This window comes from Silvimonas iriomotensis (assembly GCF_014645535.1).
In the GTDB taxonomy this organism is placed as follows: domain Bacteria; phylum Pseudomonadota; class Gammaproteobacteria; order Burkholderiales; family Chitinibacteraceae; genus Silvimonas; species Silvimonas iriomotensis.
Genome location: NZ_BMLX01000003.1, coordinates 449,480 through 474,627, shown reverse-complemented (window position 1 = coordinate 474,627; position 25,148 = coordinate 449,480). Strand labels below are relative to the sequence as shown.

General features: G+C 62.2%; 18 protein-coding genes. 13 read left to right on the top strand and 5 right to left on the bottom strand.

The genetic code is table 11. From position 1 onward, the window contains the following. The 7 genes from IEX57_RS13630 to IEX57_RS13600 all read left to right on the top strand — a co-directional run bounded on the left by IEX57_RS13630 (position 1) and on the right by IEX57_RS13600 (position 7,752). Positions 1–843 (top strand): ABC transporter permease, encoded by an 843-nt coding sequence (locus IEX57_RS13630; RefSeq protein ID WP_188704895.1) that lies wholly within the window; start codon positions 1–3, stop codon positions 841–843. A 10-nt stretch (positions 844–853) separates the two neighbouring features. Then, positions 854–1,645 (top strand): ABC transporter permease, encoded by a 792-nt coding sequence (locus IEX57_RS13625; protein ID WP_188704894.1) that lies wholly within the window; start codon positions 854–856, stop codon positions 1,643–1,645. Positions 1,646–1,724: 79 nt separating this feature from the next. Further along, entirely contained in the window at positions 1,725–2,810 is a 1,086-nt protein-coding gene (locus IEX57_RS13620; protein WP_188704893.1) for an ABC transporter substrate-binding protein, read from the top strand. 17 nt (positions 2,811–2,827) lie between these two features. Continuing rightward, entirely contained in the window at positions 2,828–3,670 is an 843-nt protein-coding gene (locus IEX57_RS13615; RefSeq protein ID WP_188704892.1) for an ABC transporter permease, read from the top strand. A gap of 9 nt (positions 3,671–3,679) precedes the next feature. Next, positions 3,680–4,480, top strand: coding sequence for an ABC transporter permease (locus IEX57_RS13610; protein ID WP_188704891.1), 801 nt, complete (start codon positions 3,680–3,682; stop codon positions 4,478–4,480). 34 nt (positions 4,481–4,514) lie between these two features. Further along, complete coding sequence (locus tag IEX57_RS13605; RefSeq protein ID WP_188704890.1) at positions 4,515–5,339, top strand: ABC transporter ATP-binding protein; 825 nt, start codon at positions 4,515–4,517, stop codon at positions 5,337–5,339. A 1,300-nt stretch (positions 5,340–6,639) separates the two neighbouring features. Then, on the top strand, positions 6,640–7,752 hold the full coding sequence (locus IEX57_RS13600) for a sigma-54 interaction domain-containing protein (protein WP_188704889.1): 1,113 nt from the start codon (positions 6,640–6,642) through the stop codon (positions 7,750–7,752). 63 nt (positions 7,753–7,815) lie between these two features. Here the strand turns inward: IEX57_RS13600 and IEX57_RS13595 are convergent, their stop codons facing one another. The 3 genes from IEX57_RS13595 to IEX57_RS13585 all read right to left on the bottom strand — a co-directional run bounded on the left by IEX57_RS13595 (position 7,816) and on the right by IEX57_RS13585 (position 12,249). Then, entirely contained in the window at positions 7,816–9,162 is a 1,347-nt protein-coding gene (locus tag IEX57_RS13595) for an LLM class flavin-dependent oxidoreductase (protein WP_188704888.1), read from the bottom strand. A gap of 18 nt (positions 9,163–9,180) precedes the next feature. After that, complete coding sequence (locus IEX57_RS13590) at positions 9,181–10,110, bottom strand: TauD/TfdA dioxygenase family protein (protein ID WP_188704887.1); 930 nt, start codon at positions 10,108–10,110, stop codon at positions 9,181–9,183. A 1,566-nt stretch (positions 10,111–11,676) separates the two neighbouring features. After that, positions 11,677–12,249: a flavodoxin family protein gene (locus IEX57_RS13585; RefSeq protein WP_188704886.1), complete on the bottom strand. Its 573-nt coding sequence runs from the start codon at positions 12,247–12,249 to the stop codon at positions 11,677–11,679. 195 nt (positions 12,250–12,444) lie between these two features. Here IEX57_RS13585 and IEX57_RS13580 point away from each other — a divergent pair, with 195 nt between their 5' ends. Further along, positions 12,445–12,831 carry a tautomerase family protein gene (locus IEX57_RS13580; RefSeq protein ID WP_188704885.1) on the top strand — a complete coding sequence of 129 codons (387 nt, stop codon included), beginning with the start codon at positions 12,445–12,447 and terminating at the stop codon, positions 12,829–12,831. Here IEX57_RS13580 and IEX57_RS13575 read toward each other — a convergent pair. After that, positions 12,826–13,731: a LysR family transcriptional regulator gene (locus IEX57_RS13575; RefSeq protein WP_188704884.1), complete on the bottom strand. Its 906-nt coding sequence runs from the start codon at positions 13,729–13,731 to the stop codon at positions 12,826–12,828. The two genes, IEX57_RS13580 and IEX57_RS13575, sit on opposite strands and share 6 nt — an antisense overlap. Before the next feature lie 113 nt (positions 13,732–13,844). Between IEX57_RS13575 and IEX57_RS13570 the strand changes: the two genes are divergently transcribed. Then, positions 13,845–15,266: an aldehyde dehydrogenase family protein gene (locus tag IEX57_RS13570; protein WP_188704883.1), complete on the top strand. Its 1,422-nt coding sequence runs from the start codon at positions 13,845–13,847 to the stop codon at positions 15,264–15,266. 643 nt (positions 15,267–15,909) lie between these two features. On the opposite strand, the gene IEX57_RS13565 is transcribed toward IEX57_RS13570, so the two are convergent. After that, positions 15,910–16,893, bottom strand: coding sequence for a LysR family transcriptional regulator (locus IEX57_RS13565; protein ID WP_188704882.1), 984 nt, complete (start codon positions 16,891–16,893; stop codon positions 15,910–15,912). A gap of 505 nt (positions 16,894–17,398) precedes the next feature. Between IEX57_RS13565 and IEX57_RS13560 the strand changes: the two genes are divergently transcribed. The 4 genes from IEX57_RS13560 to IEX57_RS13545 all read left to right on the top strand — a co-directional run bounded on the left by IEX57_RS13560 (position 17,399) and on the right by IEX57_RS13545 (position 25,010). Then, entirely contained in the window at positions 17,399–18,412 is a 1,014-nt protein-coding gene (locus IEX57_RS13560; protein ID WP_188704881.1) for a zinc-dependent alcohol dehydrogenase family protein, read from the top strand. Between the two features lie 95 nt (positions 18,413–18,507). Next, positions 18,508–19,707 carry an efflux RND transporter periplasmic adaptor subunit gene (locus IEX57_RS13555; protein ID WP_188704880.1) on the top strand — a complete coding sequence of 400 codons (1,200 nt, stop codon included), beginning with the start codon at positions 18,508–18,510 and terminating at the stop codon, positions 19,705–19,707. Between the two features lie 682 nt (positions 19,708–20,389). Beyond that, positions 20,390–23,587, top strand: coding sequence for an efflux RND transporter permease subunit (locus tag IEX57_RS13550; protein WP_188704879.1), 3,198 nt, complete (start codon positions 20,390–20,392; stop codon positions 23,585–23,587). Between the two features lies 1 nt (position 23,588). Then, positions 23,589–25,010 carry an efflux transporter outer membrane subunit gene (locus IEX57_RS13545; protein ID WP_188704878.1) on the top strand — a complete coding sequence of 474 codons (1,422 nt, stop codon included), beginning with the start codon at positions 23,589–23,591 and terminating at the stop codon, positions 25,008–25,010. Positions 25,011–25,148 lie beyond the last annotated feature (138 nt).

Here is a 25,148-nt window from a genome sequence, read left to right as displayed (position 1 = left end):
ATGTCTGCAGACAGTTCTACCGCCGTCATCCTGGCGGCCCCTGCCCGCCCCGCCCCGGGTGCCTCCCGGCTGGCGGGCGTGCTGGTCAAAGCCAGTCATGTGCTGGCAGGCGCGATTGTGCCCTTGCTGCTGCTGGCCCTGTGGCAACACGCCGCCAGCGCGCACTGGCTGCCGGTGCAATTGCTGCCCTCGCCGGCGCTGGTTTACGCCTCGTTCATCGATCTGTGGCAAAGCGGCGACCTGACCAGCAACCTTGTGATCAGCCTCAAACGTGTGGGCTGGAGCTTGCTGCTGGGCGGCGGCGCGGGCCTGGTGCTGGGCGTGCTGTTCGGGTTCTCCCGCCGCGCCCGTGCGTATCTGTACCCGACATTTGAAGTGGTGGCGCAGTTTCCGGTGATTGGCTGGATTCCGCTGCTGATCATCTTCGTCGGCATTGGCGAGCCGCTGAAAGTGCTGGCGATTTCGCTGGCCGTGATCGTGCCCGTCACCGTGCAGACCACCAAAGGGATCGCCCAGGTACCACGCCCTTTGCTGGATGTCGCGCGGGTTTACCGCTTCAGCCTGCCCCAGGTGATCACGCGTGTGGTGCTGCCCAGCGCATTGCCCACGCTGTTTAACGGCCTGCGCCAGGCCGTGATGCAGGCATGGCTGGCCCTGGTGTTTGTCGAGTTGCTGGCGGCGGGCGAAGGCGTGGGATACCTGATGGTGTGGGGCCGCCAGTTGCTGCAACTGGATCTCGTCGTCGTCGCCATGATCCTGATCGGCATCGTCGGCGTGGTGCTGGATCGCTTGCTGGCGTTGATCGAACAGCGCCTGCAACGCTGGCGTCGTAACGCGTTTTAAGGAGAAAACCATGTCCACTTCTTCTCATCGCCCTGCGCTCTGGCAACGCGACTGGCGCGGCCTGGTTTTCCCGCTGCTGTTTGTGGCGCTGTGGCAAGTGGCCGCCAGCGTCGGCTGGGTGAACACGCGGTTGATCGTCAGCCCGTGGGCCGTGCTGCAAGCCGGCTGGCAAGAGATCACCGCCAACGGTTTTGCGCATGCGCTGGCCGCCAGCCTGGCGCGGGATCTGTCCGGCTTTGTGCTGGGCAGCCTGGCGGGCATCGCCTTTGGCACCTTGCTGGGTTTATCCCGCTGGGCCGATCGCTTGCTGGGCCCGACCTTTCACACGCTGCGGCAGATCAGCCTGTTTGCGTGGATTCCGTTGATCTCGATCTGGCTGGGTTACACCGATCAGGCGCGCGTGTTGTTCATTGCGGTGGCGGCGTTTTACCCGGTGGTGCTGTCCACGCATGAAGGGATTCGCAGCGTGAGCCAAGCGCAGTTTGAAGTCGCCCGCGTGTATGGCTTCAGCCGCTGGCAGCGCCTTGTGCGTCTGGTGTTGCCGGCCGCGTCACCGCAGATACTGACCGGGCTGAACCTGGCGCTGATCTATGCCTGGCTGGCCACCATCGGCGCCGAGTTCTTGCTGCCCAGTTTTGATGCCACCGGTGTCGGCGCGACGGTGATCCGCGGCCGGGCGGCGTTCCGGGTCGACGTGATCATCGTCGGCATGCTGGTGATCGGCCTGACCGGTTACGCGCTGAACCGCCTGGCGCAAGGGCTGGAAGCGCGCTTGCTGGTCTGGCGCGGCCCGACGCACTGATCCAGCCAGAAACAAACCGCAAAACAAACCCAAAACAACATCCACAACCACATCCACTTGAACCACTGAGGACCTGCCCATGTTCAGCCTTTTATCTTTGCGTGGCCCGCTGGCACGCCTCACCCTGGCGGTGGCGGCATTTGGCCTGGCCACCGGCGCATCGGCCGAAACCCCGCCCACTGTCATTCACATTGGCGTGGCGACACCCAAAACCGGCAACCCGCCGGCCTTCACCGTCGGCCCGATCGGCGTGGCGTATACGCGCGGCCTGATCGAAGAAGAGTTCAAGAAAGACAACGTAAAGATCGACTGGGTGTTTTTCCGCGGTGCCGGCCCGGCCGTAAATGAAGCACTCACCAACAAGCAGCTGGATTTTGCATTCCAGGGCGATCTGCCCTCGCTGGTCGGCAAGGCCGGTGGCCTTAATACCCGGCTGATTGCGCTCTCTGGCACCCGTCAGCACGTTTACCTGGCCGTGCCGCCAGATTCGCCCATCAAGAGTGTGAAAGACCTCAAGGGCAAGCGCGTCGGGTTCTCCATCGGCACCAATATCCAGACGCCCATCAACCGCATCCTGGCCGCCAATGGCCTGACCGAGCGGGATATCCGCGTGGTGAATTTGTCAGTAGAAGGCATTGCGCCGGCGCTGACCAGCCGCTCGATTGATGCGGTGTTCTCGTGGGTGCAGATTCTGCCGCTCAAGGATAAAGGCCTGGCGCGCATTGTGTTCAGCGATCACGACAATGCGGCTTTTGCATGCAATTCCGGCGTGCTGGTGACGGATGACTTTGCCCGCAAATATCCGCAAACCACCACGCGCCTGTTGAAGGCCATCTTGCCGGCCAACCGCTGGCTGGCTGATCCGGCCAATACCAACGCCGCCATCAGCCTTGCCGCCAGAATGGGCTTCCCGGAAAAAACCCTGCATGAAGATCAGGACGGCGAGGATGTCTTGCTGCAATCCAGCCCGCTGCTGACCGATTACGCGCTGTCGTTGTATCAGGGCGTGGCCGATGACGCGTACCGCCTGAAACTGGCGCGCGCACGTGTCGACGTCAAACAGTGGGCCGATAGCTCGTTCCTGGCCGCCGCGCTGCAACAGTCCCAGCTCACCGGGTTCTGGCCGGCGCTGGACAACAGCGGCCGCAAACTGGCCGCCAAATGAGACTGCAGGGAGAGCCCATGCTGACCCAACAACCTTTGCTGCCGCTGCCGACCGCGCCAGAACCGGCAATCGTCCGCGCGCCGCGGCACTGGCACCTGCCGCGCCATGCCGCCCGCGTGCTGATTGCGCTGTTGTTCCCGCTGGCCTTGCTGGCCGCGTGGGCACTGGCCGCGCATTACCAGTGGATAGCCGCGCAAATCCTGCCCGGCCCCGCCACGGTGCTGACCGCGCTGGCTGATCTGGCCCAAAACGGCGATCTGACGCGCAACGCGCTGGTCAGCTTCTGGCGCGTGGTGTGGGGCTTCGGGCTGGGCGCGGCGCTGGGTTTGCTGCTGGGCATCGGCTTTGGGCTTTCCAGCCTGTTCCGCGACTACGTCTACCCGCTGTTTCGCGCCGTGGCCCAGGTGCCGGTGCTGGGCTGGCTGCCGTTCCTGATCTTGCTGCTGGGCATGGAAGAGGCGCTGAAAGTGGTGCTGGTCGCCAAGGCGGTGCTGGTGCCGGTGGCGATCAACACCGATCAGGGCATCCGCAGCGTGCCGCCGCAATACCTTGAGGTGGCGCGTATTTACGGCTTTGGCCGCTGGCAGCAACTCACCCGGGTGATCCTGCCCGCTGCTTTGCCCGGCATCTGGAATGGCATCCGTTACGGTCTGACCAACGCCTGGCTGGCCCTTGTAGCCGTAGAACTACTGGCCTCCAGTGAGGGGCTGGGCTTTCTGATTGTCTATGGCCGCCAGTTGTTCCAGCTGGATGTCGTGCTGGCCGCCGTGGTGATTATCGGCGGGGTCGGCTTTGTGCTGGACAAGCTCTTGTCCGTCATCGAAAAACGCCTGCTGCGCTGGCGCCGTGAAGCGTTCTGAGGGGAAATCATGACCACACCAACCCGCACATCCTGGTGGCGTTATCTGCACCCCGCCGCCGTCCCGCCCGCCTTGCGCGGCTGGGTACTGCCGGCGCTGATCCTGTTCTTGTGGTGGGCCGGCTACGCCAGCGGCCGTGTCGCCAGCCCGCTGTTTGTCTCGCCCGGCAAGGTACTGGAATCGGCCATTGAACTGATCCGCACCGGCACGCTGTGGCAAGCCCTCAGCGCCAGCCTGGCGCGAGACCTGGCCGGCTTTGCCGTAGGGACGCTCGCCGGTCTGGCGTTAGGGGTAGTGCTGGGTTTGTTCCGGCTGGCAGAGAACGTCTTTAACCCGACGCTCAATGCCTTCAAACAAGTCTCGATCTTTGCCTGGGTGCCGCTGATCTCTTTGTGGTTTGGCCTGGGAGATCTGGCCAAGATCGCCTTCATTGCGCTGGCCGCGTTCTGGCCCGCGTTTATCAACACCCTCGTCGCCGTGCGCGGCGTGCCCAAAGAGCTGGTGGAAGTCGCCCGCGTGCTGGGCTGGCACCGTCTGCAACTGGTGCGCCGCGTCGTCCTGCCCGCCGCCCTGCCCGGCATTTTCAGCGGCGTGTACCTGGCGCTGATCTACGCCTGGCTGGCGACCCTGGGCTCTGAATACCTGCTGACCGCCGGCACCGGCATCGGCAACTTGCTGACCGATGGCCAGGAACAGTTCCGCATGGATTACGTGCTGCTGGGCGTGATTCTGGTCGGCCTGATCGGCTACGGCTTTACCGCGCTGGCGGACGGCGTGGAGCGCTATCTCACCCGCTGGCAACGCCGCTGAACCGCACATACCCACACTGAACAAGGAAACCACCATGGCACATGCAGCCACGCTCGACATCCGCAATCTGGGCAAGCACTACCCGGTTGCCGGCGAACCCAAGCCGGTGCTGGAAAACATCTCGCTCTCCATCAAGCCGGGCGAGTTCGTCAGCATCGTCGGCGCCAGCGGTTGCGGCAAATCCACCCTGTTGCGCCTGATCATTGGCCTGGAGCAAGACTACCAGGGCGAGATCGCACTGGATGGCCAGCGCATCACCGGCACCAGCCTGAACCGCGGCATCGTCTTCCAGGAGCACCGCCTGTTCCCGTGGCTGACGGTAGAGCAAAACGTCGGCCTGGGTTTGCTCAACAGCGAACAAACCCCGGCCCAGCGCCAGAAAGCCATCCAGGAGCATATTGATCTGGTTGGTCTGAAAGGGTTTGAAGGCGCCTACCCGTATCAGTTGTCCGGCGGCATGAGCCAGCGCGTCGCCATCGCCCGCGCGCTGGTGAACCGCCCGGAAGTGCTGCTGCTGGACGAACCCTTCGGCGCCCTGGACGCGCTGACCCGCAACTATCTGCAGCAAGAACTGCAGCGCATCTGGGAACAGGAAGGCATCACCATGATTCTGGTGACGCATGATGTGGAAGAAGCCGTGTATCTGGGCGACCGCATCGTAGTCATGCAACCGCGCCCGGGGCGGATCAAGCGGATTGTCGATGTACCGCTGGCCCGGCCGCGTGATCGGGGGAGTTATGATTTTGCGGCGATCAAGGAGGATGTGTTGCAGGAGTTTGGTGATGGGAAGTTGGTGGCGGATCTGGCGTTGAGGCGGCCTGATCCGCTGACGGCGGGGGAGTGGCAGTTTGCCTGGTAGGTTGGTTTTTTGGGGGTGGGTTGTGGTGGTGGCTGGCGGAGGTGGTTTGCCTGGGGTTGCTGTCTGAGTGTTAGCGCCTGACGGCGCGGGTTTAAAGGCGTTTTGATACCGGCGGTGGCCGGAGCACCCTACTTTCTTTGCTTCGCCAAAGAAAGTAGGCAAAGAAAGGCGACCCCAGCCTGGCGGCCCTCCGGGCTGCCCTCAGTCGGTCGGGAGCCTAAGGTCTCCCTCCGCTCCTTCGGCGCTTGGCTTTAATGGGGGAGGAAGGTCAAAAGCAACTACAACGGCAACGGCAACAACAGCAACAGCAACAGCAACAGCAACGACAAAGGCAAAACCCAAACCACAGCAATACCCGTGGCAACAACAGTGGCAGTGGCAAATCCAACACGCACCCCACTGCCTCGTCATTCCGGACCTCGGCGGCCCCCCCTTGGCGAATCCAGCTGCAATGCATGCAAGCGCCACGGAATCAGCACAAGGCGGCGGCGATAGGCCAGCGAAAGCAGCCCGTTGGGCTGCGGACTGGATTCTGGCCAAAGGGGCCGCCGAGGTCCGGAATGACGAGGTGGAGGGGATCGTCAATCATTCTTGCAAACAGTGGCGTAGGGTGGATTCGCGAAGCAATCCGCCGTTGCAATGGTGGATTGTCGCTCCGCTCCGAATCCACCCTACGTCTGGCCTTCAAATCCTTGCCCGCAAAGGGGCCTTTCCGGCCCCGTACTGGATTCCGGCCAAAGGGGCCGCCGAGGTCCGGAATGACGAAGTGGCGGGACGCGCGCGGTGTTGATTGGCCATTGCCGCAGGGTTTTGCCTTTGCCTTTGCCTTTGCCTTTGCGGTTGATTTTCGGGGTTGCCGTTGCTTTTGACGTACCTCCCCTTGACTGCGCCGAGCATCGCAGTGAAGTCCGGGGTTTCGGCGGAGGGGGGTTTGAGCGAAGCGAGTTCCCGCAGCCAGCCGGACTTCGCGAGAAGCGCAGGGAACCCGAAGGGCGCTGTCGCAGGGGTCGCCTTTTCTTTGGTGCCTTTCTTTTGGCGACCCAAAAGAAAGGCACTTGCTGTCGGGCAACCCCCGACATGTAAACCACCGCGCCGCCAGGCGCTAACATCAATTCAAAGTTGCAAACCACCACAACGGCAGAGTGTCGCCACCACCCCCTCCTCCCCGCCAACAGCACCCCAACTCACACAAAATAGAATAACAACAAATCCACAAATTATTTTTAGTTATTAAAAATCCCCTATAAAGTCAATCCAGTTCCATGCCCCCACCTGGAAAAAACCCACCCCAGGAGCTGCCATGCTGTCGAATACCCCCATCTACACCCTCCCCGCCGACCCCGCCAAAACCGAGCGGGCCAAGGCGGTGGTGTTCTCTGACCCCGCCAGCCGCGCGCTCTTTACCCGGCTGGAAAAAGTCGCCCCCAGCGAGGCCGCCATCCTGATCATGGGCGAGACCGGCACCGGCAAGGAAATCCTCGCCCGCAAGCTGCATGAAGCCAGCAAGCGCAGCGGGCCGTTTGTGGCGGTCAATTGCGGGGCGATCAACGAAACGCTGGCGGAAAGTGAATTCTTCGGCCACGAGGCCGGGGCGTTTACCGGAGCGTTGCGCCAGCGCGAGGGTTACTTTGAAGCGGCGCGCGGGGGCACGCTGTTTCTGGATGAGATCGGTGAACTGCCCCTGATCTTGCAAACTCGCCTGCTGCGCGTGCTGCAGGAAAAAGAAGTCGTCCGCGTCGGCGCCCGCAAACCGGTGCCGATTGATGTGCGCGTGGTGGCGGCCACCAATGTGGATTTGCAGGCGGCGGTGCAGGACGGGCGCTTTCGGCGCGATCTGTATTACCGCATCAATCTGATCACCCTGCCCGTCGCGCCGCTGCGGGAACGCACGGGCGATATCTTGCCGCTGGCAGAGCATTTCCTGGCGCGCTATGCCCAGCGCCAGGGGCAAGCCACGCCGGAACTGGGCGCGGATATTCGCCAGGCGCTGTTGCGCCACAGCTGGCCGGGCAATATCCGGGAACTGGAAAACGTCATGCACGCCGCGCTATTGCTGGCGCATGAGGGCGATATCCGGCCGGAACACCTGTTGCTGGATCCGGACCTGAACCCGCCCGCGCCCAATGTGCCAACGCCGGCGGTTGAGGCGGGCATGATCGAGCCTAATGATCTGATTGACCACGCGCTCACCCGCTTGCTGTCTGAAGCCACGCCGGATCTGTTTGCGCGGCTGGAGCGGCAGATTGTGCAGACGGCGCTGACCCAGCACCGGTTCAATCAGGTTCGCACCGCGCAAGCGCTGGGGATTTCGCGCCATGCCTTGCGCACGCTGATGAAGCGGCACGGCTGGCTGGATGGCGTACAGAACGCGCCATCCGGGTTAACGCTGGCGCATCTGGCCCGCGCGGTGTGAGGCGATTTGAGGTTTGCGCTTTGAAAAAAGGCGCTGATCCGTGCTGGATCAGCGCCTTTTTGCTTAGGCCACCACCTTGTGCGTATAGCGGTTGGCCGGCCGCGCCAGCCCCAGGCTCTCGCGCAGGGTGTTGCCTTCATACTCGGTACGGAACAGCCCACGCTCACGCAGGATCGGCAGCACCAGTTCGATAAAATCATCCAGCCCGCCTGGCAGCGTCGGCGGCATCACATTAAAGCCATCGGCGGCGTCGTTCTCGAACCATGCCTGCAACTGGTCAGCGACTTCCACGGCCGAGCCCACCAGCGTCAGATGCCCGCGTGCGCCGGCAATGCGCAGATAGAGTTCGCGGATGGTCAGCTTGTCGCGCCGCGCCAGTTCCACCAGCAAATGCTGACGACTCTTGCCGCCGTTGCTTTCCGGCAGGTCTGGCAGCGGGCCATCCAGCGGGTAGCCCGACAAATCGGCCCCGCCCAGCATGCCCGACAGCAGCGCCAGCCCCACGGCCGGGTGGATCAGGTCTTGCAGCGCCTGGTATTTCTCTTGTGCTTCTTCACGCGTGCGGCCCACCACCGGGAACACGCCTGGCAGGATTTTCAGTTGATCGGGCGTGCGGCCATAGCGCGCCAGCCGGCCTTTCACGTCGCGGTAAAAGGCTTGCGCATCGGCCAGCGTTTGCTGCGCGGTGAAGATGACTTCCGCCGTGCGCGCGGCCAGCTCCTTGCCCGGCTCGGACGACCCCGCCTGCACGATCACCGGGTAACCCTGCACCGGCCGCGCCACATTCAACGGCCCGCGCACGCTGAAATGCTTGCCCTGGTGATCCAGCCGGTGCACCGCGTCCGGCTTGAAGAAACGGCCGGATTGTTTGTCCCGCACAAAGGCGTCGTCATCCCAGCTATCCCACAGGCCGATTACCACATCGATGAATTCTTCGGCCCGATTGTAGCGGTCGGCGTGCGCCAGATGCGCCTCGCGGCTGAAGTTGAACGCCTCGGCCGCGTTGGCCGACGTCACCAGATTCCACCCGGCCCGCCCGCCAGACAGATGATCGAGCGAGGCAAACTTGCGCGCCAGGTGATACGGCTCGTTGTAAGTGGTGGTCACGGTGGCGATCAGGCCAATGTGATCGGTCACCGCAGACAGCGCCGAGAGCAGCGTGATCGGCTCGAAATGATCAGCCTGCGCGCTGCGGCTTTGCGCTTCTTGCTCTGCGCCGGCACCCCACACTGCGGCGCTGTCGGCAAAGAACACCGCATCAAATTTCGCGCGCTCGGCGGTCTGCGCAATCTGTTTGAAGTGCGCAAACTGGATGCCGCCATCGGCACGGGCCTGCGGGTGGCGCCACGCCGCCACGTGGTGGCCGGCGGTCATCAGGAATGCATTGAGTTTCAGTTGGCGTTGACTCATGGGGTTCTCCTTGATCGCTTAGAAGGGGCGGCTGCCAGCCAGGCTCACGCGCTTGAGCACACGGCGCTCTTCAGCCGGAAACGCCGTGCGCGAATGCAACGTGGCCTGGTTGTCCCAGTACACAATGTCGCCCACCTGCCAGTCATGCTCGTAGCGGTAGTCCGGGTTTTGCAGGTGATCGCGCAGGCGGGCAATCAAGGCCTGGGCGTGTTCCGGGTCCACACCTGGCACTTCAACCTCGGTATGGGTGGACAAGAACAACACCTTCTTGCCGCTGGAAGGATGCGTGCGCACCAGCGGATGCGGGAACGCCGCGCTGGTCGGGGTTTGATGCGGCTCGCGATACAAACGGCGCGGCAAACCGTGCGGATGGGTGAACGGGTTGTAGGTGATCAGCTGCAACTGATCGATCTCGGCGCGGGTTTCGTCATCCAGGTCTTCGTACGCCTGGGCGATGTTGTACCAGCTGGTCAACCCGCCCGACGCCGGCACTTCCAGCGCATACAGCAAAGACCCGGCGGACGGCAGCGGCGTCCACTGGTGATCGATATGCGGGGTCAGCTCGCCGTGACCGGTGTAACCGCCCGCCTGATTGGAAACCGGCACCACATCCGGCGGCGTGCCGGCCGCTTCCGAGGCCAGCACCGGCACGTCTTCCGGCGGACGGAAGACCGAACCGAAGTAAGTGGTAAACGCCAGGAAGCGGTCATCGCTCAGTTGCTGCTTGCGGAAGATGAGAATGTGATGGTCATCCAGCGCTTTTTTCAGGCGCAGCACCAGGTCTGACGACAGCGGGCGGTTGGCCTCCAGCCCGTGCACAACGGCCCCCAACGCGCCGCCCGTAGGGGTGATGGTGACATCGGCCGGCGTCTGGATGGCCGGACGCTCCAGCGCCAGCGCATTGAGCGCGCGGGAAACCGGGGTGGTGAGGGTAAAGGTGGCGGTCATGGCAAATCCTTGTGGTTTCTGGTTTTTGTCGAGCATCGAGGGATGGTCTGGGGGAGGTATTTGCAGGAAGCGTGCCAGGCGGGGGGGTGCGGTTTGTGGTGTGAAAACCGGTGGTGGATGTGGGGGGGTGTGCTGCTGGCGGCAGGGGATGCGACAAAGTGTGGGGTTTGGGACAGCGAGGGGGTGTGCTTGGGTGCTGTTACAAAACCTTTAACCGCTGTTAGCGCGTGCGGTGCCGGGAGCGGCCCTTTGATGTGTTAATCCGGGCCTCGGCGGGCCTGTTGCGCCGTAGTCCGGGTTGGGCGCGTGCCAAGGCATTGTTGCAAAACCCTTAACCGCTGTTAGCGCCTGCGGCGCGGGTTTTAAGGCGTTTTGATACCCGGGGTGCCGGGCCCACCCTACTTTCTTTGCTTCGCCAAAGAAAGTAGGCAAAGAAAGGCGACCCCTGCCTGCGGCCCTCCGGGCTTCCCTCAGTCGGTCGGGAGCCTTAGGTCTCCCTCCGCTCCATCGGCGCTTGGCTTTAATGGGGGAGGAAAGTCAAAAGCAACTACAACGACAACAGCAACAACAACGGCAACAACAACGGCAAAACCCAAACCACAGCAATATCTGCCCATGGCAGTGGCAGTGGCAGTGGCAGTGGCAGTGGCAGCGGCAGCGGCAGCGGCAGCGGCAAATCCAACCCGCACCCCAATGACTCGTCATTCCGGCGAAGGCCGGAATCCAGCTGCAATGCATGCAAGCACCACGGGATCAGCACAAGGCGGCAATGGTAGGCCACCGAAAGCAGCCCGTTGGGCTGCGGACTGGACTCTGGCCAAGGGGGCCGCCGAGGTCCGGAATGACGAAGTGGTGGGGCGCGCCAGTCAGTCTTGCAAACAGTAGTACGGGGCGGATTTGCGAAGTGGCGTAGGGTGGATTCGCGAAGCAATCCACCGTTGCGATGGTGGATTGTCGCTCCGCTCCGAATCAACCCTACAAAACCTGCACCCAGATAACCCGGTTTGGGTTTGGGTTTGGGTTTGGGTTTGGGTTTGGGTTTGGGTTTGGGTTTGGATTTGGTTCCAGTTCCAGTTGCAGTTGCAGTTGCAGTTGCAGTTGCAGTTGATTTTCGGGGTTGCCGTTGCCTTTGACGTTGGGNGATTTTCGGGGTTGCCGTTGCCTTTGACGTTGGGCCCCTTGACTGCGCCGAGCATCGCAGCGAAGTCCGGGGTTTCGGCGGAGGGGTGTTTGAGCGAAGCGAGTTCCCGTAGCCAGCCGGACTTCGCGAGAAGCACAGGGAACCCGAAGGGCGCAGTCGCAGGGGTCGCCTTTCTTTTGGGTACTTTTCTTTGGCGATCCAAAGAAAAGTACCGTGCTCCGGGCACCCCCGGTATCAAAACACCGTGCCGTCAGGCACTAACAAAGCTTTGCCTTTGCCTTCGCTTTTGCTTTTTTGCCCGCGCCAACCACTCCCCCCACCTCCCCCCAAAAAAACAAAAACGGTCATCACCAGCCCCGCCAGCAACGACCGCCTCCCCCACACCAGCCCCTCACCCCCGGCCAGGTTGGGCCAAACCAGAACCCTTACTTAGCCAGCTTCGCAGCAAACTCCGCCACCCGCTTGCCCAGCAACCGGGCCGTTTCCAGATCACCACTACGCGGTGCCTCATCCGGCGAGGCATCCGACGGCGAGATCGCCAGCGCGCCGGCAAAACCGGCCGTCCAGTTCACATCGCTCGGGCCATGCGCCTTGGTATTGGCCGGCATCAACCCTGTACCCACCCACACCTGGGCGTGCTGTTGCGACAGCGTCCACAGATACTGGATGGTCGAGAACTTGTCGCCATTGACCGAGGCCGAATTGGTAAAGCCGGCGGCCAGTTTGTTTTTCCAGGCCTGCACAAACCAGGGCTTGGACGAGGCATCGGCAAACTTCTTGAACTGCCATGCCGGGCCGCCCATGTAGGTGGGGCTGCCGTAGATGATGGCGTCGGCGGCACCAATGGCGTCGAACGCGCCGTCCGGCAGGTTGCCTTCTGCGTCAATGCGATACATGGTCACTTCAGCGCCGGCGGCGGCCGCGCCTTCGTGCACGGCTTCGGCCTGTTTGGCGGTGTGGCCGTAGCCGCTGAAATAGACGATTGCGATTTTGCTCATGACTGACAATCCTTCTGGTTCTGGTCAGGGTTGAATGACAAACATCGGCAAGGAAAAACGGCCCGCAACGGGGGGTCCGGCAGGAACTATAGTCTGTCGCCAGCGCAAGTTGAAGGCGCCGATTGGCGCACGGCAAGCGCACGATCAGATGGCCGCTCTATGATGCGGTCATCCCCCTGGAGCAGGAGCTTGATCATGCCGCTGGTTCGTATCGATATCCGCAAACACAAAGATCCCACTTTCGCCAAGCGCGTGGGTCAACACGTCTTTGCCGCACTGCAAAGCGCCATGAACGTGCCGGATCACGATCTTTTTCAGGTGCTGGCCGAACACGATGCAGAGCACATGATCTATGACCCGCAGTACCTTGGCATCCATCGTACGGACGGGATCATCTTCGTTCAGATTACCTTGAGCGAGGGCCGCACCGTAGAGCAGAAAAAGTCGCTTTATCAGACCCTGGCCAAAAGCCTGGAGCACGATCTGCATGTGCGTCAGGAGGATGTGTTCATCAACCTTGTGGAAGTGAAAAAGGAAAACTGGTCGTTCGGCAACGGCATTGCCCAGTACGCCACGTCATAGTCCGGCAAGTGGCAATTCACTGGTCCGGATCAGCTCGATCAGCGCGCGCAAGCCGGCCGAGAGGTGCTTGCGGCTGGGGTAGTACAGGCACAGGCCAGGAAAAGCCGGTGTCCAGTCTTGCAGCACCCGGATCAGCGTGCCCTCGGCCAGATCCTGGGCAACCGAGCCATCGCTCAGATAAGTCAGCCCTCTACCGGCACGGGCGGCGGCCAGCATCAGCGATGATTCATCCAGCGTGATCTGGCCCTGTACGTCCACCACTATCGCTTCACCGTGGCGAAAAAACTCCCAGCGATAGATGCCGCCGCTGGGCAAGCGGCTGCGTATGCACTCGTGGTGCAGCAAGTCGCCCGGCGTTTGCGGCGGCGGGTTGCGGGCAAAGTAGTCCGGGCTGCCGACCACGGCAAAAGACAGCGGCCCGCCCATCGGCACGGCAATCATGTCTTGCGGCACGGTTTCGGCCAGCCGGATGCCGGCATCAAAGCCCGCCACCACAATGTCGATCAGCTTGCCTTCGGTGACGATATCAAGCCGCATGTCCGGATAGCGGCGCAAAAACTCAAGAAACAACGGCATGGCGCCGCGCGCCGCGCCGGTAGAGGTATTGATCCGTAATGTGCCAGAGGGCGTATCGCGGTAATTGCCCGCAGTATCAATGGCGTTGCGGATCAAGGAGAGCGCAGGGGCGATCTGGTCAGCGAACTGGCTACCGGCCTCGGTCAGCGCCACGCTGCGCGTGGTCCGGTTAAACAGGCGCACCCCCAGACGCGCTTCCAGCGCGGCAATGGTATGGCTCAGCGCAGAGGTCGACACCCCCAGTTCTGTGGCTGCCGCGCGAAAACTGCGCAGGCGCGCCACGGCAAGGACGGCTTCCAGTTCATTCAGGCCGGAGGTTTGCATTGTCCTGATTTTCTCAACAAGTCATCAATGATTGTACGGCTAGTTTATGCAATCCGCTGGGCTTATCTTCCTTGCATGGCTGCATCAACAGCGCATCACTCAGGAGAAACAACATGCAACGCATCAACCAGCTGTTCATCGACGGCGCCCTCGTCACCCCGCACGGCACCGAGCTGTTTGACCTTTACAACCCCGCCCGCGCCGAGGTGATTGGCCAGGTACAACTGGCCGACGCCACCGATGCCGAACGCGCCATTGCCGCCGCCAAACGCGCCTTTCCCGCCTTCAGCCGCAGCAGCAAGGAAAGCCGGATTGCCCTGCTGCGCCGCATGGCCGCCCAGGTGCGCGCACGGGTCGATGACCTGACCGAAGCACTGGTCACCGAATACGGCGCACCGGTATCGCGCGCGGGCTGGATGGCCCATCATGCCGTCAACGTACTGGAAGACGCTGCCAACGTACTGGAAAACTACAACTTCACCTACCGCGCCGGCACTGCGGAGGTAACCATGACACCGCTGGGCGTCGCCGGCCTGATCACCCCCTGGAACAGCAACGCCGGCTTCATCTGCGGCAAACTCGCCGCCGCACTCGCCGCCGGTTGCACCGCCGTGGTCAAACCCAGCGAGATGAGCGCCATCCAGACCCGCATCGTGATGGAAGCCCTGAATGCGGCGGATATCCCGCAAGGCGTGGTGAATATCGTCACTGGCCGCGGCGATGTCGTGGGCGCCGTACTGACCAGCCACCCGGACATCGCCAAGGTCTCTTTCACCGGCTCCAGCGCCGTCGGCAAAGGCATCCTCAAGGCCGGCGCGGAAACGTTCAAGCGCATCACGCTGGAACTGGGCGGCAAATCGCCCGTGGTGGTGCTGGACGACGCCGACCTGAACGTCGCCGTAGACCAGGCCCTGCAGGCCGGCTTCACCAACAGCGGCCAGGCCTGCATCGCCGGTACGCGCATTCTGGTGCCGGAACACATGGCCGAAGACTTTGCCGCCCGCGTCAAAACCGCCGTGGCCCGGATCCAGTCTGGCGACCCGCATGATCCGCAAACACAGATCGGCCCGATGGTGAGCCAGAAACAATGGGAGCGCGTGCAGCGGTATATCCGCATCGGCCAGGAAGAAGGTGCCACGCTGCTGACCGGTGGCGAAGGTCGCCCGGAAGGCACCGGCAACGGCTGGTTTGTCCGCCCGACCGTCTTTGCCAATGTGAACAACGACATGACCATTGCCCGCGAAGAAATCTTCGGGCCGGTGCTGTCCATCATCACCTACCGCACTGAGGAAGAGGCCATCCGCATTGCCAATGACACCTTGTATGGCTTGCAGGCGTACGTACTTTCAACCGATACCGCACGCGCACAACGCGTGGCCAGCCAGCTGGAAGCCGGCCGCGTCGCCATCAACGGCGCCCCGCATGAACCTGCCGCACCCTTTGGCGGGTTCAAACAATCCGGCATCGGCCGCGAATACGGCAAGAACGGCGTGGAAGCGTTTCTGGAACCGAAAGCCGTGCTGATGCCGCGCTGAGGGAGCGGGATTCACTTTGCCTGTGCCAATTTGCGCTGCTATTGCCCGCGTATGTGAGGTGGTAGCGGCGCAGCTGGATTCCGGCCAAGGGGGCCGCCGAGGTCCGGAATGACGAAGTGGTAGGCAAGGTACACCCCATCTTGCAAACAGACGGTTTGCGGGGGTGGGGTTGCCGTTGATTTTCGGGGTTGCCGTTGCCGTTGATTTTCGGGGTTGCCGTTGCCGTTGCTTTTGACCTTGGGCCCCTTGACTGCGCCGAGCATCGCAGCGAAGTCCGGGGTTTCGGCGGAGGGGTGTTTGAGCGAAGCGAGTTCCCGTAGCCAGCCGGACTTCGCGAGAAGCGCAGGGAACCCCGAAGGGGCGCAGTCGCAGGGGTCGCCTTTTCTTTGGTTACTTTCTTTTGGCGAAGCAAAAGAAAGTAACGTGCTCCGGCCACCGCCGGTATCAAAACACCGCGCCGCAGGCGCTAACACTCACACATCGCAATGGTGGATTGTCGCTACCGCTCCGAATCCACCCTACGCCCTGACTCTGGCCACAACAGCGTGCCATCCAGGCTCCAGACTGGATTCCGGCCTCCGCCGGAATGACGAACTAGCGGCAACCCAGACCCCCCCTCCGCCAGAACCCCCATCCAGCCCCCCTACTCCGCCAGCAACGCCGGCATCGGATCCCCCCACTGATCCCGATCCCGCCCACTCACCGGCAACAACCGACTCTCACACGACGCACACACCCGCATGCAGATATCCATAATCGTCTGCCGCAACCACTGATGCCCCGGGTCCCGCTCACAGCGGTTGTGCCAGACCATATGCGCATGCGACACCGGCATATCAAACGGCAAGGTGGTGGCATGGATTTCAGAACGGCGGGGGTGCGTCAGCACCACGCTTTCCGGCACCACGGCGATCAGGTTGCACGAGGTCAACAGGTCGATCACGCCATAGAAATTGTTCACCGTCATCGCCACGCGGCGGCGCATGCCTTTTTGCAGCAGCAAATCATCCACAAACCCCACCGGATCGCCCGAGAGCGAGACCAGCAGGTGATCGGCGCTCAGGAAGTTTTCCAGTGACAGCGGGCGGTTGGCCAGCGGGTGGTTGCGGCGCATGGCGCAGACAAAGCCGGCGTCGAACATCCATTGCTGGCGCAACTCGCCGCCGGGCAAGGCTTTGACGCCCACGGCAAGGTCGATCTCGTTCTCGTCAAACTGGTCTTTCAGGCCGTTCACCCGTACCGGCACCGCCAGGATGTCGATCCCCGGCGCGCGCGCTTCCAGCAGGTTGCGCAGCGGCGGCCACAGCGGGTAAGTCATGTGGTCTGTCGCGGCAATGCGAAAGCGGCGCGCGGTGGTGGCGGGGTCAAACGGCGCCGGGTTAATGGTTTCGCGGATGGTGGCCAGCGGCAGGCCGATATCACGCCAGATGGCCGACGCCCGCGGCGTGGGGCGGATGCCGCGGCCTTCCTTGATAAAGAGCGGGTCTTTCCATACCACGCGCATGCGGGCAACGGCGTTGCTGACGGCCGATTGCGTCATGGCCAGTTGCTGGGCGGCCTTGGTGACGGAGCCCTCGGTCATGATGGCGTCGAAGATGGAGAGAAGGTTCAGGTCTACATCACGCATGAGGGGTTCCTGGTTAATGAGGTTAGCGCCTTGCGGCGCGGGGATGACCTGGCTCCGGTTTTGCCGGAGGTGCTGCAGAGGGCAAGTCAAAAGCAACTGCAACTACAGCGGCGACACCGAGAATCAACGGCAACTACAACAGCAAGATTCGACGCACTGCAACATTCTCCGCAATGGCAACACCCTGTCGTGAGTCTGCTGGTTTTTCCACCCAAACCCGCCGATCTTACCCCGAACCAATCAATCACTTTAGATGATGATTGCTATATGCCAAATCAATAGGTCTACGCAAATTTCATACTGACAGCCACTGACACTACAAGCCGACCTCAGATTTTCCAATGCAGGCTTGAATCTTCCGCAAACGCTTTGAAACCGCATCCGTGCTCAATTGCGTTGTTAATCCATCATTCCTGATGATGACATTGTTATCAACTGTCAATTAGACGATTGGTCTAGTTTATCAATATTCTTGCCGCAATCAATCATTATCTGGATGGCCGACATGCGCGCCTTTGTCCTTGACCCCTCGCAATGCGGCAGTGCATCACTGCGGATGCAGCAAGGCCGGGCCACGCCGGCACTGGGTCCGCGGGATGTGTTGGTGCGGGTGCGGGCGGTGTCGCTCAACCATCGGGATCTGGCGATTGCGGATGGTTGCCAGGGGTATCGGGCGGAGCATGCGGTGGTGCCGTTGTCGGATTCATCAGGTGAAGTGATCGAACTGGGCAAGGATGTGCGCGGCCTGAAGCTGGGCCAGCGGGTGGTGAATACGTTTTTTCCGGACTGGACCAGCCAGTGTGCCACGCGTGAGAACACGCGCCGCACGTTCGGCGCGGATAGCGATGGTGTGGCCAGCGAGTTCGCGGTGTTCAACGAGTCCGCTTTGCTGCCGCTGCCTGATGTCCTGAGTTTTGAAGAAGCCGCCGCCCTGCCCTGCGCCGGCGTGACCGCCTGGCATGCGCTGATGGAACACGGCGCGGTGCGGCCGGGTGAGTATGTGGCGGTGCTGGGCACGGGCGGCGTGGCCTCCATGGCGTTGCAACTGGCCGTGGCGGCCGGAGCACGGGTGGCGGTGATCAGTGGCGATGACGACAAGCTCTGCCGCGCCGTGCATATGGGTGCGAGCTACACCATCAACCATCATCGCATGCCGCAATGGCAAGACGGCCTGATCGCATGGACGGAGGGCCGGGGTGTGGATCAGATGGTTGATGTATGCGGCGATACCCTGCCGCGCTCTGTTGCAGCGACCCGGGTCGGTGGCAAGGTCAGTGTGGTTGGTGATCTGGCCAGCCAGGGCGCGGTACTGGACCCGCGCCAAGTGCTGGAGCGCCAGGTGCGTCTGCAAGGCGTCAACGTGGGTAGCCGCAGCATGTTCCAGGCGCTGCTGGCGGCCTTGTCGGTCAACCGGATCAAGCCGGTGATCAGTGATCTGTTTGGATTTGATGAAACCCCCGCCGCCTACGACGCCCTGCGCCGTGGCCGGCATGTCGGCAAGCTGGTTGTGGCCCTCTAGCGCCCGCCCCGCCTCTCTTTTCAACGATTCGTAGTACCCCGATCAAACGGCGAAACAGCCGTGGATAACAGCCAACTTTTTTTCGGAGAAACGTCATGCAACGCAACAAACGCATTTCAACAGTTGCCGCCTTGCTGGTGCTCGCCCCTGTTGCCGCAGCGGTGCTGTCGGCCTGCCAGGACAGCCGCGCCAGTGAACAAGCCGCCGCGCCGCCGCCCCCGACGGTGAGCGTGGCGGCGGTGGTGCACAAATCGCTCAATGACTGGGATGAATTCACCGGCCGGCTGGAAGCGCCGCAAACGGTGGAAATCCGCCCCCGGGTGAGCGGTTATGTGCAGACCGTCAACTTCCGCGAAGGCGCGCTGGTCAAGAAGGGTGATCTGTTGTTCCAGATTGACCCGCGCCCTTTCCAGGCTGAGGTAGACCGCCTGACCGCAGAAAACCAGGCCGCCAAAGCGCACCTGGCCCAGGCCCATAGCGATGCCGAACGGGCGCAGCGTCTGAAGTCGCAAGACGCCATCAGCCAGGAAGACTTTGACGCCCGCAACACAGCACTGCTGGCGGCACAAGCACAGGGCGATGCCACATCAGCCGAGCTGGCATCGGCCAGGCTGAACCTGGAATACACCCACGTCATCGCGCCGATCAGCGGCCGCGTCAGCAATGCGCTGATCACCGCCGGCAACCTGGTGAGCAGCAGCGCGGCAGGCGCCAGTTTGCTGACCACCGTGGTCTCCACCGACAAGGTGTACGCCTACTTTGATGCCGACGAGCAAACCTTCCTGAAGTACCAGCAGCAAGCGCGTCAGCACAAGGTGAACGCGGCCGATGACAAGTACCCGATCTTTCTGGGGCTGGCCGATGAATCCGGTTATCCGCATCAAGGATCGGTGGATTTCCTGGATAACCAGGTCAACCCGCGCACCGGCACCATCCGCGCCCGCGCAGTGTTCGACAACCAGAATGGCGAGTTCACGCCGGGTCTGTTTGTGCGGCTCAAGCTGATTGGCGAAGGCCAGCGTGACGGCATCCTGATCAATGACCGCGCCGTCAGTTCTGACCTGGGCAAGAAGTTTGTGCTGGTGGTGGGCAGCGACAACAAGCTGGTTTACCGCACGGTGGAACTGGGCAGCGATGTCGACAACCTGCGGCTGGTGAAAAGCGGGCTGAAGGCGGGTGATGTGATTGTGGTGAATGGTCTGCAGAAGGTGCGTCCAGGGATGGCGGTGACACCGGCGAAGGTGCCGATGGATACACCGTCTGATCTGGACCGGCAGTTTCCGGCGAAAGGGTAATCGTCATCCGGACGGAGTGTTTGCGGGGATGTGGGTTGGGTTGTTGTTTGGGTAAGAGTCGGTTGCTGCTGTTTTAAAAACAACGGCAACGGCTTGAAAGGCTGAGCGCCTTTGGCGCGGTTGGGTTTGATACCGGGGGTGCCCGGACCACCCTACTTTCTTTGCTTCGCCAAAGAAAGTAGGCAAAGAAAGGCGACCCCAGCCGGGCGGCCCTCCGGGCTTCCCTCGGTCGGTCGGGAGCCTGGGGTCTCCCTCTCTTCCTCGGCGCTGGGCTTTAACGGGGGAGGGAGGTCAAAACCAACCCCAACGACAACAGCAACAGCAACGGCTAGCCAACGCCAACAACAGCAACCCCAATAGCCACCTCAACAACACCCGCGCGCCTGGCCTGCCACTTCGTCATTCCTGCGAAGGCAGGAATCCAGCAGCGATGCAACACCGGGCTACCGAGATGGCAACGCAGGGTGGATCAGTAGCAAAGCGGCAATCGACCAATGCACTGGTGGATTGCTGCGCGAATCCACCCTGCTGGTACCGCCAGCCAGAACACTTGACCCGGTCCACCTGGTCGTCATTGCAGCGCCGGCCCGGCCGGTTGCCGCAGTGGGCCACCACAGCAGTTTGCACATACACAACGCCGGGGCAGTCAGCCCTGGCAGGACCAAAACACTGGGACAGAGACATGAACTTCTCTCAATATTTCATACAACGGCCCATCTTCGCCGCGGTGTTGTCGATGATTATTTTCATCGCCGGCCTGTTGGCGCTGAAGGTGCTGCCGATCAGTGAGTACCCGGAGGTGGTGCCGCCCACGGTGGTGGTGCGCGCGAATTATCCGGGGGCCAATCCGCAGACGATTGCGGAGACGGTGGCCAGCCCGCTGGAACAGAAAATCAACGGCGTCGAGGGGATGTTGTATCAGTCCTCACAAGCCACGTCCGATGGCGCAATGACGCTGACGGTGACCTTTGCGCTGGGCACGGATGTCGATAAAGCTCAGGTGCAGGTGCAGAACCGCGTTGCCCAGGCTACGCCGCAGTTGCCGCAAGATGTCCAGCGGCTGGGCGTGACCACGGAAAAAAGCTCGCCAGATCTGACGATGGTGGTTCACCTCACCTCGCCCAATAACCGCTACGACATGCTGTATCTGTCCAACTTTGCCAATTTGCAGGTGAAGGATGCGCTGGCGCGGATTGATGGCGTGGGTGATGTGCAGCTGTTTGGCGCGGGTAATTACTCCATGCGCCTGTGGCTGGACCCGGAGAAAATCGCCAGCCGCAATCTGACCGCGGGGGATGTGGTCAAGGCGGTGCGTGAGCAGAACATCCAGGTTGCGGCCGGTACGCTGGGCACGCCGCCGTCGTCTTCTACGGCCAATTACCAGCTCAACGTCAACACGCAAGGCCGGCTGATTACCGAGGAAGAGTTCGGCAACATCATCATCCGCAGCGGTGCAGATGGCGAGATCGTGCGCCTGAAAGACGTGGCCCGCGTAGAGCTGGGTGCCGACAAATACGCGCTGCGCTCCTTGCTGGACAACAAACCGGCGGTGGCGATTCCGATCTTCCAGCGTCCGGGTTCCAACGCGCTGGAGATCTCTCGCCAGGTGCGCGCCACCATGGCCACGCTGAAGAAAGATTTCCCGGAAGGTGTGGATTACTCCATCGTCTACGACCCGACCGTGTTCGTGAAGGGCTCGATCGAGGCCGTGGTGCACACGCTGTTTGAAGCCATCTTGCTGGTGGTGCTGGTGGTGATCCTGTTCCTGCAAACCTGGCGGGCGTCGATCATTCCGCTGGTGGCGGTGCCGGTCTCGCTGGTGGGTACATTTGCGCTGATGCATCTGTTTGGCTTCAGCCTGAACGCGCTCTCCTTGTTCGGCCTGGTGCTGGCGATCGGGATCGTGGTGGATGACGCCATTGTGGTGGTGGAGAACGTCGAGCGGAACATTGAACTGGGTCTCTCGCCCATCGATGCCACGCGCCGCGCCATGGGCGAAGTGACCGGCCCGATTGTCGCCACGGCACTGGTGCTGTGCGCGGTGTTTATCCCGACGGCGTTTATTTCTGGCCTCACCGGGCAGTTCTACCGCCAGTTTGCGCTGACCATTGCCATCAGCACGGTGATCTCGGCGTTCAACTCGCTCACCCTGTCGCCAGCGCTGGCCGCCGTGTTGCTCAAGGGTCATGACGCACCCAAAGACCGTTTCACCCGCTGGATGGACGCCGCGCTGGGCTGGTTCTTCCGCCCGTTCAACCGCTTCTTTGTGCGCTCGTCCAACCGTTATGTGGGTAGCGTGCAAGGCATGTTGCGCCGTTCGGCCATTGCCATGATCGTCTATGCCGGTTTGCTGGGCTTTACCGTGCTGGGCTTTCATAGCGTGCCGACGGGCTTTGTGCCGCAGCAGGATAAACAGTACCTGGTGTCGTTTGCGCAGTTGCCCGGCGCCGCCACGCTGGATCGCACCGAAAGCGTGATCCGCGCCATGAGCGCCATCGCCCTGAAAGAACCGGGCGTGGAAAGCGCCGTCGCTTTCCCGGGCTTGTCGATCAACGGGTTTACCAACAGCCCGTCGGCCGGGATTCTGTTTGTCACGCTCAAGCCGTTTGAAGAGCGCCGCAGTGCGGACCTGTCTGCCGGTGCCATTGCCGGCAAGCTCAACGCCAAGTTTGCCGGTCTGCAAGACGCGTTCGTGGCCATCTTCCCGCCCCCGCCGGTACAAGGGCTGGGGACGATTGGCGGGTTCCGCATGCAGATTGAAGACCGCAGCGGCCATGGCTTTGACGAGATGTACAAGCAGGTGCAGAACCTGATCGCCAAGGGCAGCAAGACGCCGGAACTGGCCGGGATGTTCTCTGGCTACCAGGTCAACGTGCCGCAGATCGATGCCCATATCGACCGCGACAAGGCCAAGACACACGGCGTGGCGCTGACCGATGCCTTTGACACCATGCAGATTTATCTGGGCTCTTTGTATGTGAACGACTTCAACCGCTTTGGCCGCACCTACCAGGTGAATGCCCAGGCTGACCAGTCGTTCCGTCTGCGCCCGGATGACATCGTGCGCCTGAAAACCCGCAATGCCGATGGCGACATGGTGCCGCTGGGCGCGTTCATGACCGTGAAGGAAACCAGCGGCCCGGATCGCGTGCAGCACTACAACGGCTACGTCACCGCCGAAATCAACGGCGGCCCGGCACCCGGCTTCAGCTCGGGCCAGGCCCAGGCCGCCATGGAAAAGCTGGCCAAGGAAGAACTGCCCAATGGCATGACGTATGAATGGACGGAACTGACGTATCAGCAAATCCTGGCCGGCAATACCGCTGTACTGGTGTTCCCGCTGTGCGTGCTGCTGGTGTTCCTGGTTCTGGCTGCGTTGTATGAAAGCTGGACCATGCCGCTGGCGGTGATTTTGATTGTGCCGATGGGCCTCTTGAGCGCCATTACCGGGCTGTGGCTGACCCATGGTGACAACAACATCTTTACGCAGATCGGTTTGATTGTGCTGGTGGGGCTGGCGTGCAAGAACGCCATCCTGATTGTGGAATTTGCGCGCGAGAAAGAAGAACTGGAAGGCATGGACCCGGTCCACGCCGTGCTGGAGGCTTGCCGCCTGCGGCTGCGCCCGATCCTGATGACGTCGATGGCGTTCATCATGGGCGTGGTGCCATTGGTGACCAGTACCGGTGCCGGTGCCGAAATGCGCCGCGCCATGGGTACCGCCGTGTTCTCCGGCATGCTGGGCGTGACCTTCTTTGGCCTCTTACTGACACCCGTGTTCTACGTGCTGTTGCGCCGCCTGGTGCTGTCTGGCAAGAAGCAAAAAGCCACCACTGAACAACCGCCGTTGCTGCCGCCGGCCCAACTGGAGGCTAAATAACATGATGCAATTACCACTCAAAGCGCTGACCGCCGCGCTGCTGGCCCTGGGGCTGGCGGCCTGCGCGGTCGGCCCGGACTACCACGCACCCAAGCCGGCGGATTTCCAGATCACCAATGCCAGACTGGACGACTACAGCACGACCAGAATCGAACACAACTGGTGGGCACAGCTGGATGACCCGGCGCTGAGCCGCCTGATCGATCAAGGTCTGGCCAACAACAACGATTTGCGCGTCGCGCTGGCCCGCGTCAACGCCGCCCGCGCGCAATTTGATGTGGCAAAGATTGACCAGTGGCCCACGGTGACGCTGAACGCCCAGGCCACCCGGCAGAATCAGCAAGTACCCGGTTTCACCACCGACCGCGTGCTGACCAACTCCTTCCAGGCCGGCTTTGACGCCGGCTGGGAGCTGGACCTGTGGGGCCGCGTGGCCAATCTGGCCAAAGGCGCCGGCGCCCGCGCCGATGCCGCCGGTTACGATCTGGAAAGCGCGCGCATCAGCGTGGTGGCAGAAATCGGCCGCAACTACTACTTGATGCGGGGCGCCCAGCAGCGTTACGCCGTGGCATTGCGCAACCTGAAGAATCTGGAATCCACGCTGGATATCACCCAGGCCCGCGTCACCAACGGCCAGGGCACCGAGCTGGACGTGGCGCGCGCCAAGGCCAACCTGGCCAACGTGCAAGCCACGCTGCCGCCGCTGGAAACACTGGTCAAGGTCACGCAATACCGGCTGGATGTGCTGACCGGCGTCATGCCCGGAACCCAGGAAGCGCAACTGCAACCGGCGAACCTGGCGCCGATCTCCCGGCCGATCCCGATCGGTGACGCGACCGAACTGGTGAAACGCCGGCCGGATATCGCCTCCGCCGAGCGCGACCTGGCCGCCGCCAACGCCGATGTCGGTGCCGCCATGGCCGAACGCTTCCCGCGCATCAGCGTCGGCGGCTTCCTCGGCTTTATCGCCAGCCGCGGTGGCGAACTGGGCCAGGCCAGCTCACAAGCGTGGAGCATTACGCCATCGGTAGACTGGCCGGCGTTCCGCATGGGTGCGGTGAATGCGCGCATCCGCGCTAACGAAGCCAATGTGGACGCCAGCCTGGCACGCTACAACCAGACCGTGCTGCAAGCCGTGGAAGAAACCGAAGGCGCGCTGGTGACTTACAACCGCACGCAACAACGTCTGTCGCGCCTGGTGGAGTCTGCCCAGCAAAGCAAACGCGCCGCCGACATCGCCCGCGTACGCTACAAGGAAGGCGCCACCGACTTCCTGACGCTGCTGGACGCCGAACGCACCCAACTGGCCGCCGAAGACGCCATGGCCCTGGCCGAGTCTGACTCCTACGTCGAACTCGTCGCAGTGTACAAAGCCCTGGGCGGCGGCTGGCAAGCGCCGGCGGTGGCAACGGCCAGCAAGTGATGCCTCGCTGAATACGCGTTGCAACCCCAAAACGGCTTGCCATCTGGCAAGCCGTTTTTTTGACCTGAAACCCGCATTTGCGCGCGACAAATCGACTTCCGGATGAGGTGAATCTGCACCCCGGGCCTGGCAGATCTG